General features: G+C 68.2%; 13 protein-coding genes. 7 read left to right on the plus strand and 6 right to left on the minus strand.

Features of this window, described 5'->3' with window-relative positions; translation table 11 throughout:
- Positions 1-3: 3 nt before the first annotated feature.
- The 3 genes from WIX39_RS20695 to WIX39_RS20705 all read right to left on the minus strand — a co-directional run bounded on the left by WIX39_RS20695 (position 4) and on the right by WIX39_RS20705 (position 4,428).
- On the minus strand, positions 4-2,070 hold the full coding sequence (locus WIX39_RS20695; RefSeq protein ID WP_409195741.1) for an alpha-1,4-glucan--maltose-1-phosphate maltosyltransferase: 2,067 nt from the start codon (positions 2,068-2,070) through the stop codon (positions 4-6).
- Complete coding sequence (glgB, locus tag WIX39_RS20700; protein ID WP_409195742.1) at positions 2,067-3,977, minus strand: 1,4-alpha-glucan branching protein GlgB; 1,911 nt, start codon at positions 3,975-3,977, stop codon at positions 2,067-2,069. Before glgB ends, WIX39_RS20695 begins: the two co-directional genes overlap by 4 nt.
- 184 nt (positions 3,978-4,161) lie before the next feature.
- A complete protein-coding gene (locus WIX39_RS20705) occupies positions 4,162-4,428 on the minus strand; it encodes a hypothetical protein (protein ID WP_081269608.1) in 267 nt (88 codons plus the stop codon).
- 207 nt (positions 4,429-4,635) lie between these two features.
- Here WIX39_RS20705 and WIX39_RS20710 point away from each other — a divergent pair, with 207 nt between their 5' ends.
- From WIX39_RS20710 to kdsA, 4 genes are all read left to right on the plus strand, one after another.
- Positions 4,636-6,336: an alpha/beta hydrolase gene (locus WIX39_RS20710; RefSeq protein ID WP_409195743.1), complete on the plus strand. Its 1,701-nt coding sequence runs from the start codon at positions 4,636-4,638 to the stop codon at positions 6,334-6,336.
- A gap of 283 nt (positions 6,337-6,619) precedes the next feature.
- Positions 6,620-8,869, plus strand: coding sequence for a hypothetical protein (locus tag WIX39_RS20715; protein ID WP_234382493.1), 2,250 nt, complete (start codon positions 6,620-6,622; stop codon positions 8,867-8,869).
- A 97-nt stretch (positions 8,870-8,966) separates the two neighbouring features.
- Positions 8,967-9,926, plus strand: a complete 960-nt coding sequence (locus tag WIX39_RS20720) for a S1C family serine protease (RefSeq protein ID WP_106934108.1) — start codon at positions 8,967-8,969, stop codon at positions 9,924-9,926.
- 73 nt (positions 9,927-9,999) lie between these two features.
- Positions 10,000-10,845, plus strand: a complete 846-nt coding sequence (gene kdsA / locus WIX39_RS20725) for a 3-deoxy-8-phosphooctulonate synthase (protein WP_106934107.1) — start codon at positions 10,000-10,002, stop codon at positions 10,843-10,845.
- A gap of 12 nt (positions 10,846-10,857) precedes the next feature.
- Here the strand turns inward: kdsA and WIX39_RS20730 are convergent, their stop codons facing one another.
- Together WIX39_RS20730 and WIX39_RS20735 are read right to left on the minus strand one after the other, a co-directional pair.
- Entirely contained in the window at positions 10,858-11,685 is an 828-nt protein-coding gene (locus WIX39_RS20730; protein ID WP_106934106.1) for an HDOD domain-containing protein, read from the minus strand.
- A gap of 133 nt (positions 11,686-11,818) precedes the next feature.
- A complete protein-coding gene (locus tag WIX39_RS20735) occupies positions 11,819-13,720 on the minus strand; it encodes a GspE/PulE family protein (RefSeq protein WP_106934105.1) in 1,902 nt (633 codons plus the stop codon).
- A 145-nt stretch (positions 13,721-13,865) separates the two neighbouring features.
- Here WIX39_RS20735 and WIX39_RS20740 point away from each other — a divergent pair, with 145 nt between their 5' ends.
- From WIX39_RS20740 to WIX39_RS20750, 3 genes are all read left to right on the plus strand, one after another.
- Complete coding sequence (locus tag WIX39_RS20740; RefSeq protein ID WP_106934104.1) at positions 13,866-14,699, plus strand: alpha/beta hydrolase; 834 nt, start codon at positions 13,866-13,868, stop codon at positions 14,697-14,699.
- Between the two features lie 156 nt (positions 14,700-14,855).
- The gene (locus tag WIX39_RS20745; protein WP_106934103.1) at positions 14,856-16,505 is read left to right on the plus strand and encodes a methyl-accepting chemotaxis protein; all 1,650 of its coding nucleotides are present in this window, start codon (positions 14,856-14,858) and stop codon (positions 16,503-16,505) included.
- 64 nt (positions 16,506-16,569) lie between these two features.
- On the plus strand, positions 16,570-17,019 hold the full coding sequence (locus WIX39_RS20750; RefSeq protein ID WP_106934102.1) for a GNAT family N-acetyltransferase: 450 nt from the start codon (positions 16,570-16,572) through the stop codon (positions 17,017-17,019).
- A gap of 6 nt (positions 17,020-17,025) precedes the next feature.
- Here the strand turns inward: WIX39_RS20750 and WIX39_RS20755 are convergent, their stop codons facing one another.
- Positions 17,026-18,303, minus strand: coding sequence for a LysR family transcriptional regulator (locus WIX39_RS20755; RefSeq protein WP_106934101.1), 1,278 nt, complete (start codon positions 18,301-18,303; stop codon positions 17,026-17,028).
- Between the last annotated feature and the right edge of the window lie 113 nt (positions 18,304-18,416).

Raw genomic sequence — 18,416 nt, forward strand, 5'->3', positions numbered from 1 at the left:
CTCTCAGAGGAAATAATCGAAGTCGCGCTCGTCGCCATGACGCCGACGAACGACGAAGACGTGCGCGGGGCAGCTTTGCGGATCCAGCCGCACGTAGTGCCAGTCGCCCTGCCACTGGAAGCGCTGGCCGCTGAGCAGGTCGTGCATCTGGAACACGCGCGAGGGCGGGTTCACACCCACGCTGCCGGGTTCGAGCCCCAGCCAGCCCCACTGGGCGTTGTGCGGATCGAGGTTGACCACGGTCACGATCACGTTGGCCCCGTCGGCCGAGGCCTTGGCATAGGCCAGCAGCTGCGGGTTGTCGATGTGCAGGAAGCGCAGCGTGCGGTCCTGGTGCAGCGCGGGGTTCTCGCGGCGGATGCGGTTCACCCGCGCGATGAAGGGCGCCAGGCTTTCGGGGTTGTCGTGGTTCCAGTGGCGCAGCTGGTATTTCTCGGAATCGAGGTATTCCTCGCTGCCCGGCTCGCGCGGCAGGTGCTCGCGCAGCTCGTAGGCGGGGCCGTAGATGCCGTAGCTGGCCGACAGCGTGGCCGCCAGCACCAGCCGCGCCATGTAGGTCGCGGCATCGCCGTGCTGCAGCTGCTCGTGCAGGATGTCGGGCGTGTTGGGCCATACGTTGGGGCGGAAGTAGTCGATGCCCGGCGCGGTGGACAGCTCGGTGAAGTACTCGACCAGTTCTTCCTTGGTGTTGCGCCAGGTGAAGTAGGTGTAGCTCTGCGAAAAGCCCAGCTTGGCCAGCCGGTGCATCACCTTGGGCCGGGTGAAGGCCTCGGCCAGGAAGATCACGTCGGGGTGCTCGCGCTTGACTTCGCCGATGGCCCACTCCCAGAACGGGAAGGCCTTGGTGTGCGGATTGTCGACGCGGAAGATCCGCACGCCCTCGCCCACCCAGTGGTCGATCACGCTCTTGAGTTCGGCCCACAGGCCGCGCCAGTCTTCGCTCTCGAAATTGAAGGGATAGATGTCCTGGTACTTCTTGGGCGGGTTCTCCGCGTACTGCACGGTGCCGTCGGGGCGCCAGCGGAACCATTCGGGGTGCGCCTTCACGTAGGGGTGGTCGGGCGCGCACTGGAAGGCGATGTCCAGCGCGATCTCCAGCCCGTGGTCGGCCGCGCGCGCCAGCAGGCGGCGGAAGTCCTGCGCGGTGCCGAGCGCGGGCAGGATGTCCTTGTGGCCGCCTTCCGCGGCGCCGATGGCCCAGGGGCTGCCCACGTCTTCGGGGCCGCTCACCAGCTTGTTGTTCGGGCCCTTGCGCTGTACGCGGCCGATGGGGTGGATCGGCGGAAAGTACAGCACGTCGAAACCCATCTCGGCGATGGCCGGCAGGCGCGCTTCCACGTCCTTGAAAGTGCCGTGCACGCCGGGCTCGGTGCCGGCCGAGCGCGGGAACAGCTCATACCAGGTGCTGAAGCGGGCACGCTCGCGGTCGGCCACCAGCGGCAGCTCGACCGGGTGACGCACCTGGTGGCGCCGGTCGGGATGGCGGCGCGCGAGTTCGGCAAGTTCCTCGTCGAGCGCCAATGCCTTGAGCGACACCGCATCGGTGCCCGGCGCGGAGGCCGAGGCCTGGAGCTCGGTGGCCCAGCGCTGCAGCGCGATGCGGTCGGCACCCTCGGCGCGCGCGGCGGCGGCAGCCACTTCGGCCGCACCGACTTCCGAGGCGATGCGCACGTCGTCGGGGTCGACGCGGCGCGTCATCTCGCTGCGCCACGACTCGAACGGGTCGACCCAGGCCACGGCGGTGTACACGTAGCGGCCTATCGCGGGCGGCGAGAAGCCGGCCTCCCACACGTCGTTGCCCAGCGGCTTCATCGGCACTTCGCGGAACTCGGCCTGGTCGTGCGCGCGCCAGCACAGCTGCACGCGAAGCACGTCGTGGCCGTCGGTGAAGCAGTGCGCGCGCACGCACACCCGCTCGCCGGCCACGCATTTCACGGCGAAGCGGCCGTTGTCGACGGCGGGCAGCACGGCATCGATCACGGCGCGCACGTCGCCGCCGGGGTTGTCGGTGCCGGTTGCAATGTCGGGAGCCACGCTGGCCGCGTGGCGGGTGGAGAAGATGTTCTTCATGGTGACGGGCGTTGTTCCAGGATCAGGGTCGACAGCGGCGGCAGCGTCAGGGACACCGACTGCATGCGCCCGTGCGAGCGCACCGGCGCGGCTTCCACACCGCCGAAGTTGCCCCAGCCGGCGCCGCCGAACTCGGCCGCGTCGGTGTTGATCAGTTCGCGCCAGAAGCCGCTGCCCACGCCGCCGGGCACGCCCAGCAGGTAGTTGGTGCGCGGCACGGGCGTCATGTTGCTGACTACCAGCAGCGGCGGGCTGCCGTCGCGCGCCTTGCGCAGGAAGGCGAACACGCTGTGCTCGGCGTCGTCGGCCGCGATCCATTCGAAGCCGGCGGAAGAAAAGTCGAGCTGGTGCAGCGCGGGCGACTCTCGGTACACCCGGTTGAGCTGCGCCACCAGCCGCTGCAGGCCGCCGTGGCCCTGCTGCTGGGTGACCCACCATTCGAGCTCGCCGTCGTGCGTCCATTCGCGGCGCTGGCCGAACTCGTCGCCCATGAAGAGCAGCTTCTTGCCCGGGTGCGCCCACATGAAGCCGAACAGCGCACGCAGGTTGGCGAACTGCTGCCAGCTGTCGCCGGGCATCTTGTTGATGAGCGAGCCCTTGCCGTGCACCACCTCGTCATGCGAGTAAGGCAGCACGAAGTTCTCGTTGAAGGCATACACCAGCGAGAAGGTCAGCTTGTGGTGGTGGTACTTGCGATTGACCGGGTCTTCCTTCATGTAGGCCAGCGTGTCGTGCATCCATCCCATGTTCCATTTCTCGCCGAAGCCCAGGCCGTCCATGTCGGTGGGGCGCGAAACGCGCGGCCACGCGGTGGACTCCTCCGCCACGGTGAGCGTGTCCGGAAACTCGCGGTAGACGGCGCGGTTCAGCGTCTGCAGGAAATCGATGGCCTCCAGGTTCTCACGGCCGCCGTGGCGGTTGGGGATCCACTCGCCGTGCTTGCGGGCGTAGTCGAGGTACAGCATGGAAGCCACGGCGTCCACGCGCAGTCCGTCCAGGTGGTACAGGTCGAGCCAGAACAGGCCCGACGACACCAGGAAGCTGCGCACCTCGGGCCGGCCGTAGTTGAAGATGCTGGAGTTCCACTCCGGGTGGAAGCCCTGGCGCGGGTCGGCATGCTCGAACAGGTGCGTGCCGTCGAAGAAATAGAGGCCGTGCTCGTCGGTCGGGAAGTGCGAAGGCACCCAGTCCAGCAGCACGCCGATGCCCTGCTGGTGCAGGTGGTCGACGAGGTACATGAAGTCCTGCGGCGAACCGTAGCGCGCGGTGGGCGCGAAGTAGCCGGTGGTCTGGTAGCCCCAGGAGCCGTAGAACGGATGCTCGGTCACGGGCATCAGCTCGACGTGCGTGAAACCCATCTTCCTGACGTATGCGGCCAGTTCGTGCGCGATCTCGCGATAACCGAGGAACTGCCCGTCATGCCGGCGCCAGGAGCCCAGGTGCACCTCGTACACCGACATCGGCGCCTCGAGCGAGTTGTGCATGCCGCGCGTGGCCATCCATTCGTCATCGCCCCATTCGTAGGCGAGTTCGCAGATGCGCGAGCCGGTGGCCGGCGGATGTTCCGCGCTGAAGGCGACGGGGTCGGCCTTGTCGACGGTGTAGCCGCCCTGGCGCGAACGGATGCGGTACTTGTAGGCCTGCCCGGGCACCGCGTTGGGCACGTGGCCGATCCAGATGCCGGTCTGGTCGGGGCTGGGCGACAGCGGGTCGGCGTCGCCCGACCAGTAGTTCCAGTCGCCCACCACCGAGACCGACTCGGCATTGGGCGCCCATACGGCGAAGCGCGCGCCGCCTTCCGGCTGCACGTGGCATCCCAGCAAGTCGTAGAGCCGCGCGTGCGTTCCTTCGTGGAAAAGATAGGCGTCTCGCTCGCCTGGGAGTGAATGGTTCAAAGGCACCGGCATTCCTTGATTGAAGGCCAGCGAGGCAGGGGTTCATGGCCGTCGGGGCGACGGCCACGCGGGGAACGACTGCGGTTCTCGCTTGGCTTGAACGCCAATTTGCTGGGATGCCGGTGGCCGCGGTTACGGCCTGAGCCGCCTCGCCTTGTCGGAGAGTTGCCCGTGTCCCTTCAGGCGCCGCGCCGGCTCAGGCGTGCAGCGCGAAGTCTTCGGTGGTCAGCGTGATCGGCCGGCGCGGCGCGTTGCGGTAGCGCGCGATGGCGGCGGGCTCGATGGCGTGGAAGTGCTTGCGGCAGGCTTCCAGCAAACGCTCGCCGATTTCGCGCGCCCCGAACTTGTCGTGCAGCGTTTCCTCGGAGATCTGCGCGAGGACGCGTGGGCCGCCGGGGCCTTCGGGATAGAAGGCGAAGCGCACGCTCGCCATGTCGAAGCAGTAGATGCCTTCGAAGTTCATCTGTCTTGTCTCCTTGAATTCGGCGCAGATTGAGCGCGCGGCGCAGGCCGAAGAAGAGCGGAATTCCGCGCATGCGCATGCAGGAAATTTCCTACAGCAAGGGCGGCCTTCGCTTGCAGCCGGACGCGGCTTGGGCCGTGGCTTTCGGGCGTGGATGCGGCGAAGATCGGGCTGCGCTCCCGCACCTTCCCTGGAACATCCGCCTCGATGACTGCACAGAAGATTCCGAGCACCCTGCTCCTGCATCGCCGCGCCGCGGCCTTCACCCTGGCCGCAGGCGCGCTGCTGCTGGGCGCCTGCACCGGCCCCACCGAGGCCCAGCGGCAGGCCACCGCCAGCGCCCCGCCGCCCACCGATTGCACCGCCTGGGTCGGCACCGACCGCAACGCCATGATGGGCGGCTACCTGCTGGGGCAAGGTCCCAAGGGAACCGGCGCCAAGGAGTGCGTGCCGGTGCTCATGACAGCCAACCACCCGCCCCCCGACTATGCGGGCGGCGACTACTACATCAGCGAATTCACCGACGACAAGCTCAAGGCCCGCTGGCGCGCCTGCAAGGAAGACCCCGCGTGCTTCAAGCGCATCGACGCGCAGATGCAGCGCTGGCTGCCGCCCAACAAGGAACGCGCCACGCGCTCGACCGGCGTGGTCGACCCGTCGGGCAGGATCGATCCGGACGGCAACGTCGACCTGAAGCAGATCCGCCGGCCCGCCTTCTTTGCCAAGGCGCCCTACCGCGAAGGCATCGCCGAGGCCGACGCCCGCACCTGGATCGTGGAGTTCACCGCGCCGCGCGACGCCTTCGAGCGCATCGACCTGAAGATGACCGGCGACATCAAGCTGCGCGGCTGGTACATCGAGGGCGCCGGCATCGACGACGGCAGGGGCAAGAAGGTGCGCGCGCTGGCCATCATGGCGCCGGGCGGCGGCGGCCAGCTCACGGCCATCCAGCATCCGGACGAAGCGGCCTACCGCATCGACGAGAAGACCGGCAACACCGTTCCGGTCAACTTTCCCAACGCGACGACCGAAACCATGGGCCAGCGCTGGTGGCGCGAGAACCTGCATGCGCTGAACCAGGCCGGCTTCGACGTGCTGGCCTACGACCGGCGCGGCGAAGGCCTGTCGGGCGGCTTCAGCGACACCAACACGCTGGAACAGGGCGAGGACGTGTTCCGCGCGCTGGCGGCGCTGGAAGGCGGACGCGGCCTGCGGCTGCTCTCGCCCTCGGGCGAACTGTTCGAAGGCGAGACCGCGCGCGGCCGGCTGCTGGCGGGCATGAAGGCCAACGAGATCCCGCTGGTGCTCGGCGGCTATTCGCGCGGCTCGATGTCCACCGCCTGGGCCATGACCAAGAACTACGTGGCCGAATGCACCTTCGACATGCCGCAGCCCAGCTGCACGCCGCCCAAGGGGCTGAAGAACATCCACGGCGCCATCCTGCTGTCGTCGTTTGCCAGCGGCGCGGGCTACGTGGGCGACTCGCCCGACCTGGCCGACCGCAACCTGTTCCTGGGCGGCATGGCGGCGGACCATCACATCGTCTTCTATCCGAACTCGTCCACCCTGGCGGGCATGGACCGGTGGCCGGCCGCGTTCTTCGGCAAGGGCCTGTGGGACCGCGCGGAAACGCTCGAAGGAACAGTGGCCGCCTACAACCGCATTCGCGGCGTGAAGGAGATCGTGCTGGCTCGCGGGCCGCACTCCATCGAGACCTGGCCCGCGTCCGACCGCGACTACCTGCGCGAGCGCATGGTGCTGTTCGCGAAGACGGTGATCGTCGGCGGACGCACCATGCCGGGCGCGCGGCCGTGGAAGGACTTCAAGTCGCTGGTGGCCACCACGCCTGACTCGTGGGAGCCGTCGTCGCGGCCGAAGGGACCGGCGCAGGCCGCCAAGGCGCCCTGAGCGGGCTTCCCACAAAAAAGAACCCGGCAGGAGCCGGGTCCAAGCCTCGTTGCTGTCACGCAGCGAAGCCCTCGCAAAGGGAGGAATACGAGGGACGGCACAACCGTCGACCCCAAAGTTATAGAGGGCGCGCGCGGCGGATTCAAAGGGAATGCCGCCTCCTCGGGACAGACAAGACCTACGGCGCCTGCCGCATGCGCGCACAGCCATGTCGGCCTCGGACGACATGGCTGTGCGCCGTGCGTCCTCAAACGCGCAGCGCGTGGTCCCTTACGGTGCTGCCATGCGCAACAGCCCCAGCAATCGACCCCATCCTTCGAGCCCCGACGCCCTTCCCTCGCACACGCCGCACCGCTGGCAGTTCATCCGCACGGGCGGCGCCGACCAGGTGATCTTTCGCACCGGCGAGGACATCGCCCGCATCGCGGAGCTCGACCAGAAGCTCTGGGTGGCGCTCGCGTGCCCGACGCGCGGCATCGACTTCGACACCCGCACCCTCGACCTGATCGACACCGACCGCGACGGCCGCGTGCGCCCGCCCGAAGTGGTCGCGGCGTGCGAATGGGTCTGCGCGCGCCTGCGCAACCCCGACGTGCTGCTGCAAGGCAGCGACGTGCTGACGCTGGGCGACCTTGACGACCGCAACCCCGCCGGCGCGCGGCTGCTGGAGGAAGCGCGCCGCCTGCTGCAGATCAAGGGCAGGCCCGATGCCGACACGCTCACCCTCGCCGACATCGCCGACCGGGGCGAGCTGCTGGCCGCCATGCGCTTCAACGGCGACGGCGTGGTCACGCCCGACACGGCGCAGGACGAATCCGTGCGCGCCACCATCGCCGAAGTCATCCGGCTGCACGGCAGCGTGCCCGACCGCCACAAGCAGACGCCCGGCGTGGACCGCGCCCGCGTGGAAGCCTTCTTCGCCGAAGTGCAGACAGCGCGCGACTGGCATGCCCAGGCCGACGCCGGCAATGCCGAGTTGATGCCGCTGGGCGAGCCCACGCTGGCGGCGGCCGACGCGGCGCTCAAGGTGCAGGCCAAGCTCGACGATTTCTTCGCGCGCTGCCGCGTGGCCGCTTTCGACGCCCAGGCCGTGACCGCGCTCAACCCTTCCGCCAAGGCCTACGACGCGCTCGCCGCGAACAGCCTCGACCTGCATGCGGAGCCCATCGCCGAACTGCCGCTGGCCCCGGTCACGCCGCGCTGCGTGCTGCCGCTGGGCGGCACCTCGCTCAATCCCGCGTGGGCCGATGCCGTGGCCGCCTTTGCCGAACGCAGCGTGGCGCCGCTGCTCGGCGCGCGCGAAGAACTCGCGGAGGCCGACTGGCTCGCGATTCGCCGCAAGCTCGCGCCGCTGCAGGCCCTGATGGCCAGGCGGCCCGACAACTGGGCCGCCGCGCTCCCGCTCGACAAGCTCGACGCGCTGCTCCGGACGCGCGATGCGCTGCTCGGGCTGATCCGCGACGACGAAGCCGCCGAGGAACACAACGCACTGCTGGTCGACCTGGAAAAACTGATCCGGCTGCAGCGCGACCTGATGGTGCTGCTCGACAACTTCGTGTCGTTCAAGGCCTTCTACCGGCGCGAGGGCGCGATCTTCCAGGCGGGCACGCTGTACCTCGACGGTCGCAGCTGCGAGCTGACGGTGCAGGTGCAGGACACGGCCAGGCACGCGGTGCTCGCGGGCCTGGCCAAGACCTGCCTGGCCTACTGCGACTGCACGCGCCAGGGCGCGAAGATGAGCATTGCCGCCGCCTTCACGGCCGGCGACGTCGACTTCCTTTTCGTGGGTCGCAACGGCGTGTTCTACGACCGCCAGGGCCGCGACTGGGACGCCACCATCACCAAGCTGATCGAGAACCCGACGAGCGTGGCACAGGCCTTCTTCGCGCCGTACAAGAAGTTCGTGCGCGTGATCGAGGAACAGGTGGCCAAGCGCGCCGCCGCGCAGGACGCCGCCGGCCAGGGCAGCCTGACCAGCTTCGCGACAAAGCTCACCACCGCCGACCAGGCCGCGAACGCAGCCAAGGCAGCGGCCACGGCGCCCCGCCCCACAGGCCGCGTCGACGTGGGCACGGTGGCCGCCATCGGCGTGGCGCTGGGGAGCATCAGCGCGGTGCTGGTGGCCATCTTCGGCAAATTCATCGACCTCGGGCAATGGATACCGGTGGCCCTGCTGGGCATCGTGCTCGCCATCTCGGGGCCGAGCATGCTGATCGCGTGGCTCAAGCTGCGCCAGCGCAGCCTGGGGCCGATCCTGGACGCGAGCGGCTGGGCCATCAACGGGCGCATGAAGGTGAATGTGCGGCTGGGCGGCATGCTCTCGCAGACCGCGCGGGTGCCGCCGGGCGCACGGCGCATCGTGCGCGACCCGTACCGCGACCGCCACGGCGCGACGGGCGTGGCCGCGCTGGCGGTGCTGGTGCTCGCGGTGACGCTGCTGGCCTGGCGCATGAACTGGCTGGACGACCGCCTGCCGGCCGCGCTGCAGCATTCGCCGACCGCGCAGGCCGCGGTGCCCCCAGGGGCCGCCTGAGCCTGCCCGAGCCCCGGCCCGGGCGCTTGAAAAGCTCTTTCGCGCCGCCATTTCTGCTGGATTCCCGGAGATGCCGGCGACTGAAAGAGGTGCTCACATGGGCGCGCGCGAAGACGAATTCCTGCTCGATTCCTACTCCAACACCGTCACCCGCGTGGCACATACCGCCAGCGCGGCGGTCGCGCACATCAAGGTGCGCAAGCAGCCGCAGCGCGGCAACGCGGGCGGCCAGGGCAGCGGCTCGGGCTTTCTCTTCACGCCGGACGGCTTCACCATCACCAACGCCCACGTGGTCGAAGGCGCGAGCGAACTGCGCGCGGCCTTCGCTGACGGCACCGAGAGCGTGGCGCGCCTGGTCGGCATCGACGCTTCCACCGACGTGGCGGTGCTGCGCATCGAGTCGCACCCCAGCGCCTTCCTGCCGCTGGGCAGCTCGGCGGCGCTGCAGCCCGGCCAGCTGGCGGTGGCGGTCGGCAACCCGCTGGGTTTCGACTTCACCGTGACCGCAGGCATCGTGAGCGCGCTGGGCCGCAGCCTGCCCTCGCGCGGCGGCCGGATGATCGAGGACGTGATCCAGACCGACGTGGCGCTGAACCCCGGCAATTCGGGCGGCCCGCTGCTCGACAGCGCCGCGCAGGTCATCGGCGTGAACACGGCGGTGATTCCGTCGGCCCAGGGCCTGAGCTTCGCGGTGGCCATCGACACCGCGCGCTGGGTGGCCGGCGAGCTGATGCGCCACGGCGCGGTGCGGCGCGGAAAGCTGGGCGTGCAGTGCGCCGCGATGGCCCTGCCCCGGCGCTGGGTGCGCGAGAACGAATGGCCCGTCGCCACCGGCGTGCGTGTGGTCGAGGTGGTGGCAGGCTCGGCGGCGGCACGCGACGGATTGCGCAGCGGCGACATCCTGATCGGCTGCGACGGCACGCCGCTGGCGCAGCTGTCGGACCTGCTGAAGCGGCTGGCCGGCGAAGGCTACGGGCGGCCGCTGCTGCTGAAGCTGCTGCGGCCCGTGGCGGGCACCCTGACGACGCTTTACCTGACGGTGACGCCCGGCGGTTGATGCCTGCCGGAAAATCGGCGAGACGGCGAAAGCCCGGCCCGACCGACAATCGGCACCTAGCCAGGAGAAAAACTTGACCACTGTCACCATCACCCCCAACGTCCACGCCCGCAACGACGGCCCCTTCGTCCTGTTCGGCGGCGTCAACGTCCTCGAGTCCAGAGACCTGGCCCTGCGCAGCGCAGAAGAGTACGTGCGCGTTACCGGCAAGCTGGGCATTCCCTATGTCTTCAAGGGCAGCTTCGACAAGGCCAACCGCTCGTCGATCCACTCCTACCGCGGCCCGGGCCTCGACGAGGGGCTGAAGATCCTCCAGGCGGTGAAGGACGCGTTCGGCGTACCGGTGATCACCGACGTGCACGAGGTCGCGCAGGCCGCGCCGGTGGCCGAGGTGGTCGACGTGCTGCAGCTGCCCGCGTTCCTCGCGCGCCAGACCGACCTGGTGGTGGCGCTGGCCAAGACCGGCCGGGCCATCAACATCAAGAAGCCGCAGTTCCTGAGCCCGCCGCAGATGCTCAACATCGTCGAGAAGTTCAAGGAAGCCGGCAACGACAGGCTCATCCTGTGCGACCGCGGCACCTGCTTCGGCTACGACAACCTGGTGGTGGACATGCTGGGCTTCGGCGTCATGAAGAAGGTCACGCAGAACCTGCCCATCATCTTCGACGTGACCCATGCGCTGCAGCAGCGCGAAGCCGGCGCCGCGGCCTCGGGCGGCCGCCGCGAGCAGGTGGCCGACCTGGCGCGCGCCGGCATGGCGGTGGGGCTGGCGGGGCTCTTCCTGGAAGCGCATCCGGACCCGGCGCAAGCCAAGTGCGACGGCCCCAGCGCCTTGCCGCTCGACAAGCTGGAGCCGTTCCTGACGCAGATCAAGGCGCTGGACGACCTGGTCAAGTCGTTCGCGCCGCTGGATATCTGAGGACGCGGCCGCTCAGGCGATCATCGATTCGAGGTCGGCGGCCAGCACGCGCGGTGCCGGCATGCCCTGGACGATGTCCTCGGTGATGCCCACGGCCATCGCCGACTGGGCCGGCCAGAAGGCGCCGAAGTTGCCCAGGTCCATGCCCTGGCGCTCCAGCGCCACGCGCCACACGGCCATGTGAAGAATGCCGCCGAGCGCATCGGGCCGCTCCGCCTTCGCCTGGGTCACGAAGCTGGAGAGCGCACCGACCAGCTCGGGCGCGAACTCCCAGCGCCGCGCCAGCGAGGCGCTCACGTCGCCGTAGTGGTAGCCGAATTCGACGAGTTCGAGCTGGGCGCGCCCCAGTGCATCGAAAGGGTGGACGGTGTTCAGTTCGGCCATGCGCCCGGGCATGGCCTGCGCCATGATGAGGTGGCCGATGGCATGCATGCTGCCCGCGGTGAACGCCAGGTTGGGATCGACGCGGCGGGTCTTTGAAGCGAGATACCGGGAGACCGACGCCACGCGCAGGCTGTGGGCCCAGAACTCCGGCAGATTGACGCCTTCCACCTTCCTGAAGGAGCCCGACAGGCCCGAGCTCACCACCAACGACCGGATGGCCGAGAGCCCGAGCATCAGGATCGCGCCCTGGATGGACGAAATCTTGCGCGGCAGCCCGAAGAACGGCGAATTGACCATCTGCAGCACCCTGGCCGCAAGCACCTGGTCGAGCTCGATGCGATGCGCGATGGCCGCGAAGGGCACGTCGTCGTCGCGCAGCATCTCGATGAGGTCGGACACCACCCTGGGGACGGTAGGAAGCGACTCGTCATTGGCGAACAGTTCGTCGAGTGTCATGGCGCTTGGGCGGTGTTGCCTCGTTGTATGTATGCAAAAGATTTTGCTCCAGTACCCCGGCCGGTCAACGCCGATTCGGTGCGAATCTGTAATTTCTACGGATTCCGGTAGGCCGCCCGGCCAAGCGACGCCATCACACGTTGCTGGTCGCGCGCACCTCCTCGATGGTGGTATGCCCCGCAAGCACTTTCTCGATGCCGTCCTGGCGCAGCGTGCGCATGCCCTCCTGCAGTGCCGCCTGCTGGAGTTCTTCGGCGCGCGCGCCGGTCTGCACCAGCCGGCGCAGCGTCTTGGACATCACCATCAGCTCGTGGATGCCCACGCGCCCCTTGAAGCCCGTACCCGAGCAATGCTTGCAGCCGACGCTGACGTAGGCGTGCAGCTGGCCCTCGCGCCCGTAGCGGCGCAGCCAGACGTCGCGCACCGCGTCGCGCTGCCGGCCGGCGTCGTCCTCGCGGGTGCCGAAGGAATGCAGGTAGTCGTCCAGCAGTTCCTCGACCGTCTCGGGGCTTGCCGGGCTGCTGCTGGTGCAGCGGCTGCACAGGCGCCGCACCAGCCGCTGTGCCAGCACGGCCAGCAGCGAGTCCGCGAAATTGAACGGGTCCATGCCCATGTCGAGCAGGCGCGTCACGGTCTCGGGCGCGCTGTTGGTGTGCAGGGTCGACAGCACAAGGTGGCCTGTCAGGGAGGCCTCGATCGCGGTCCTGGCGGTTTCCCCGTCTCGGATTTCGCCGACCATGATGACGTCCGGGTCCGCGCGCACGAACGCGCGCAGCGCCTTGGCAAAGGTCCAGTCGATGCGGGGATTGATCTGCACCTGCCGCAGGCCGGGCTGGGTGATTTCGACCGGGTCTTCCGCGGTCCAGATCTTTCGCTCGGGCGTGTTGATGTGCATCAGCGCCGAATGCAGCGTGGTGGTCTTGCCCGAGCCCGTGGGGCCGACGCACAGCACCATGCCGTAGGGCCGCTCGACGGCCTTGGTCAGCTGCGCGAGGTTGTTCGGCGACAGGCCCAGTTCGCTCAGGGGAATCGGATTGGACGACGCCAGGATGCGCATCACCACGTCTTCCAGGCCGTTGTTGGTCGGGATGGTCGCCACGCGCAGCTCGATGCGGTGCTGCGGTGAATACTTGGCGAAGTTGATCTTTCCGTCCTGCGGGTTGCGCTTCTCGCTGATGTCGAGGTCGCACATGATCTTCACGCGCGCGACGATCGCGTTGCGGTAGCTCGGCGGCAGCTCCAGGTGGGTGTAGAGCTGGCCGTCGCGGCGAAACCGGATGCGGGTCTTTTCCTGGCCGGGGTAGCTTTCGATGTGGATGTCGGAGGCGCCTTCGCGGTGCGCCTCCTGGATCATGCTGTTGATCATGCGCACCAGCGAGTTGTCGGACTGCTCGCTGGAAGCCTCGGGCGCGGGCGCAGACGCGGCGGGGCCTTCCTTCTCGAGGGTCTGAAGCAGCTCGCTGGTGCCGGCCAGGTCGAACTCCAGCGGACGCCCCGGGTCCGTGCTGGTGGCGAAGGGGTTGGCGGAGGTGTCGCCGATCTTTTCGTAGGCGGCGTTCAGCACGCCGTCGAGGTCCAGGCACTGTCCCACCACCGGGGTCACCTTCATCTGCGCGATGAACTCGATCTCGTCGAGCGCCGAGTGCCGGCTGCTCGGGTCGTCGATCGCGACCACCAACCGGCCGTCGTGCAGCATGAGCGGCATGACCTGCAGGCGCCGCGCCACGCCGTGGCCGACCTTGCGCAGCGCTTCGGCCGTCGCCGGAAAGTGGTGCAGGTTCACCAGCGGATAACCCATCTTGCGCACCAGCGCGATCTGAAGCTGGGCACGGCTCACTACACCCATGCGCACCAGCATCTCGCCCAGCGGCACCTGAGGTTCGCGCCGCTGTCGGGACAGGCCGGCGCGCAGTTGCTCATCGCTGACCATGCCCAGCGAGACCAAGGCCTCGCCGATTCGCGCGACGGGCGCGTGGCTCTGTAATTCGAGCGCGCGCAGCAGTTGCGCCGGCGAGATGACTTCGGCGGATGACATGGGTACCTCCTGGCTGTTTTAAATTGCATCACATCGTAAAACGCAACGCGGGTACCGGCCAGCAGTTCAATTTTTCAGCACACAAGTTAACACTTTAGAAGAACAGCGAAACTCGGACCTCGCACCCTCTCTCGGAGCACATCACTTGCCATCCAAAGTCTCCCGCATCGCGCTCTCGGCTTCTGCCGCGGCCATCGGCAGCATCGCGGCGTACTGGACCCTGCTGGCAACGCGCCAGGGCCAGATCCTCTTCAATGCCCGCAAGCTGCCGGTCGTCCATCTCTCGGACGACTTCTCCACCTACTCGCACACGGTGCCCGGCGGCATGGTCCGCGGCTACGTGTACCACCCGCAGGGCGAAGCCGCGCTGCAGGACCTGTTCGTTTATTTCGCCGGCCGGGGCGAAGACGTGCGCGCCACCGCGCAGATGCTGCACTGGCTGCCGGAAGGCTTCGGCTTCGCGGCGCTCAACTACCGCGGCGTGGCCGACTCGCAAGGGCATCCGTCGGAAATCGCGTCGGTGGAAGACGCGAGCCAGTTCGCCAGGCACCTGCGCCGCGCCTACCCGCAGGCCCGCCTGCACGTGGTCGGCCGCAGCCTGGGCACCGGCGTGGCCATCCAGCTCGTGGCGCGGCAGGACTTCGCGAGCCTGCAGCTGGTCACGCCCTACGACTCCATGCTGGAAGTCGCCAAGCGCCGCTTTCCGCTGGTGCCGCTGTCGCTGCTGCTGCGCCACCAGTTCAATTCGCTCGAGCATTGCAAGGAAGTGGCGGCCAAGACCCAGGTGCTGCTGGCCGCGAAAGACGACGTGGTGCTGCCCGAGCGCTCGCAGAAGCTCATTGCGGCCTGGCCCACGCCGATCAGCGTGCAGACGGTGCCCGACTCCGACCATCACAACATCATGGGCCTGGAGGCGACCTGGCTCTACCTGATCGATTTCGCCCTCACGGCCATCCTCCCGAGCTCGGAAGCCGCCTGAATCGCATTGCCGGGCGCATCGTTTACCTAAAGTTTGCAATTGGACTGCCGATAACCGGAAGTGGAGCGCGGCGACCGCCGCCCTTCTGCCCTTTCAAGGCTGCCCGCCACGACCAACGGGGCGGCCTTGCCATTTCCCGAGTATTGGAGTCCGACCATGTTCCTGAGCAACATCTCAATAGGCAAACGCCTGGCCATCGTGCTGGGCCTCATCCTGGCGCTCTTCCTCGCCACCAGCGTGGCCGCGATATTCAAGCTTCGCCAGTTGAGCGTCGAGATCGACACGATGATCGAGGACAACGTCAGGACCGAACGCGCGGGGGCCGACTGGCTGCGCCACACCACGGCGGGCGTCCAGCGCGCGGCCGCCATCGCCAAGAGCAGCGACTCCAGCCTGATCGACTACTTCGCCCCGGCCACGGCCGCCTCGATCAAGGACACCAACGAGCTGCAGAAGTTCGTCGGGAGCAAGCTGGTCAAGCCCGAGGAGAAGCAATTGCTCGACAAGGTCGCCGCCCTGCGCAAAAGCTACCTCGCATCACGCGAGGCGGTGAGCAAGGCAAAGATCAGCGGCGACCTCGAAGGCGCCAACCGCCTTTTCGACTCGCAGTTCCAGCCCACGTCGGTCAGCTACATCGAAGGCGTGCAACAGGTCGTGAACCAGCAGCGCGAGCAGCTCGACGCCGCCGCGGCGCGCGCCAACGACCTGCGCGCGCAGACCAGCACGCTGCTCATCGTGTGTTCCACGGTGAGCCTGGTGCTGGGTGCGCTGCTGGCCTGGTTCCTGGCTCGCAGCATCACCCGCCCGCTGCACAACGCAGAGACCATCGCCCAATCGATCGCCGCCATGGACCTCACCGGCAAGCCCCAGCAGAGCTACGCCAACGACGAAACCGGCCACCTGCTGCGCGCCCTCGACCTGATGCGCGACGCCCTGCAGGGCTCGCTGACCCAGGTGCATGGCGTGGTGATGAACGTGTCGACCGCCAGCACGCAGATCGCCAGCGGCAACCAGGACCTGTCTTCGCGCACCGAGCAACAGGCCAGCTCGCTGGAAGAAACCGCAGCGTCGATCGAGGAGCTCACCTCGACCGTGAAGCAGAACGCCGACAACGCCCGCCAGGCCAACCAGCTGGCCACCTCGGCATCGGAAGTCGCCATGCGGGGCGGCAGCGTCGTGTTCCAGGTGGTGGAGACCATGGGCTCGATCAATGCGTCGTCGAAGAAGATCGTCGACATCATCAGCGTGATCGACGGCATCGCGTTCCAGACCAACATCCTGGCGCTGAACGCGGCGGTCGAAGCAGCCCGCGCGGGCGACCAGGGACGCGGCTTCGCGGTGGTGGCTTCGGAGGTCCGCAACCTCGCGCAACGCTCGGCGGCGGCGGCCAAGGAAATCAAGACGCTCATCGGAAACTCCGTCGAGAAGGTCGAGGAAGGCAGCCGCCAGGTGGCCGACGCCGGCCGCACCATGGACGAGATCGTCGGCAGCGTGAAGCGAGTGACGGACATCATGGGCGAGATCAGCGCCGCGAGCCAGGAACAAACCTCGGGCATCGAACAGATCAACCAGGCCATCACGCAGATGGACCAGGTCACGCAGCAGAACGCCGCGCTGGTCGAGCAAGCCTCGGCGGCGGCGCAATCGCTGCAGGAGCAGGCGGGAAGCCTCGCGCAGATCGTCGGCCGGTTCAGGCTGGAAGGCGGTCAAGGCGCGCCCGCGCCGGACAAGGGCCTTCGCGCCATTGCCGGCGAGCAGAAGAAGGCATCGCGTGGGCTGGCGATGCCGGAGCTGGGGTTCCAGTAAGGCCCTGCCCAGGAGTTCAGGAAGACCGAGCCGCGCCCCGGGCCAGCCCCGTCAGAATGGCGGGATGCAGATACGCCAGATCTCCGAATCCGAACTCCCGGCGTTGATGGCGCTCTACCGCCATCTTCACGAAGCCGACGACCCGATTCCCGACGAAGCGCATTTGGCGGCCGTCTGGCGAGAACTGCTCGGCAACCCACGCTGCCGCTACTTCGGCGGCTACGTCGGCGATCAACTGGTGTGCAGCTGCACCATCACCGTGATCCCGAATCTCACGCGGGGCTGCAGGCCTTATGGCCTCATCGAGAACGTGGTGACGCATGCCGACCACCGGAAGAATGGCCATGCGAAGGCTGTGCTGCACGAGGCGCTCGCCTTCGCGTGGGCGCAGCGCTGCTACAAGGTCATGCTCATGACCGGCCGCAAGGACGAGGCAACGCTCAGGTTCTATGAGGGCGCGGGCTTCGACCGCCACGGCAAGCAGGCCTTCGTGGCCAAGCCGCACGCCGAGTAGCTGGGCTCAGCGAAAGTCCGCGGACCCCGCCACCACCTTGCCGATTTCCTCCATCAGGGCACGCGCGCCCGGTGACGGAAATGCGCCCAGGCGCTGCGTCAGCCCGATCTCGCGGCGCGTCTCCTCGAGTGGAAAATCCAGCACCACCAGGCTCCCGTCGCGGATCTCGTAGCGAAGCTGGTGCGGCGAGATCGCGGTCAGCATGTCGCTCTCCAGCAGCAGCCCGCGCAGCACCGCGAGGTCGCCCGTCTCTACCGCCGGCAACGGCGGCGCCTGCCGCGCATTCGAGAAGAAGCGCTCAAGCAACTCGCGCGACGGCGAGCCCTGCCGCGAGAGCGTCCATCGCGCCTCGCGCAACATCCTGAAATCGATGCGCTTTTCGCGGGCCAGCGGATGGCCGGCGCGGGCGATCACGGAGATGCGGTCTTCGAACAGCGGCTGCTGCTGCAGGTCTTTCACCTCGCCGGAGTTGTGGCGCAGCGCGCCGAGGATGAAGTCGACGTCACCGCTGCGCAGCGACGCCGCCAGCGCGTCGTAGGGGCTCTCGACCGTTGAAACATGCAGCTGCGGGTGCCGCGCCAGCAGGGAAGCGATCGACAGCGGCAGGATCTGCGTGCGCCCGAGCGGCAGCGCCCCCACGGTCACGCTGCCCTGCAGGCTGCCTTCGCTGGCCGCGATGTCCGGCCCGATGTGCCGCAGCTCCGACAGCACGCGCTTGAAATAGAAGGCGACGATTTCGCCGGCCGGCGTCGGCGACAGCCCCCTGGCCGTTCGCGTGAAGAGCGCCACGCCCAGTCCGCTCTCCAGGTCCTTGAGCGCGCTGCTGATGGCCGGCTGCGTGATGCCGAACTCGCGCGCCACGGCGGGCATGTTGCGCTTCTGCGCAAGGCTGGCGACCACGGCGAGGCGGCGGCCGTTCAGGATCGATGTGAAGAGCGAATGGACGTCCGCGCCGCCGTCCATTCCGCCGCGCGCCACAAGCTGCGTGCGCGCCTCCTCGAACTCACGCTCGATGCGCAGCGCGCGCACCTGCACCAGTTCTCCGTAGGCGTTGAGCGCCATGCCCCGCGCGCGCCGGTCGAACAGCGGCCGGCCGAGCGCGGCTTCCAGGTCCAGCACCGATCGCGTCACCGCGGACGCCACCCGGTACAGCGCTTCCGCGGCGGCCGCCACGCTCCCCGCCGCGGCCACGGCGGAGAACGCACGCAGGTGCCGCAGGTTGATGCCGAGCGCCACGCTGTCGGCATGCCCGATAACTTTGTGATGTGCGGCTGGTGTGTCCACGGACTGCCTCTTTCGCTTGGATCATGCCTTTTTTACTCCGAGGGTTAACCCTTTTCGATAAAAAGAATGATGGCAGCGCAACGCTTACTCACGCCACGCGACGCCGCGTCCGC

The organism is Variovorax sp. AB1(2024) (genome assembly GCF_037482385.2).
Classification (GTDB): Bacteria; Pseudomonadota; Gammaproteobacteria; order Burkholderiales; family Burkholderiaceae_C; genus Variovorax.